This is a genomic window from Vibrio sp. 10N.222.49.C9, assembly GCF_041474985.1.
Taxonomy (GTDB): Bacteria; Pseudomonadota; Gammaproteobacteria; order Enterobacterales; family Vibrionaceae; genus Vibrio; species Vibrio crassostreae_C.
Window position 1 is genome coordinate 1 of record NZ_JBFRVD010000336.1, and the last position, 320, is coordinate 320.

The following is a 320-nucleotide window of genomic DNA, read 5'->3' on the forward strand; positions in this document are numbered from 1 at the left end:
ATCAACGCCTTCGATAAAATGGTTGAGTTTCAGATCTCTCAATTGCCTGAAGGTACTTATGATAAGTACTTTGGCGGTCGCAATAGGTAACCAACAGCGTTAGCTTGCAAACATCTTTGAGTGCATTTTTTGTGCGTAACCATCGGTCATGGCAGAGATGTAGTCGCAGATAACCCTAAATCCTTGGTCTTGCTGATCCCTCGCCAATCTCCATTTGTTCTTGGTTGCCTCTGGAAGCAACCTTTCTGGGTCACCACTGAGCGCTTCAAAAAGGTCTATGACTATTTGCTGCCCCTTGTACTCAATGAGCTGAACCTCAG

Annotated in this window: 1 pseudogene; it reads right to left on the reverse strand. The window is 45.3% G+C overall.

From position 1 onward, the window contains the following. Nucleotides 1-99: 99 nt before the first annotated feature. Nucleotides 100-320: pseudogene (locus tag AB4585_RS23405) on the reverse strand (dGTPase); the annotation flags it as partial.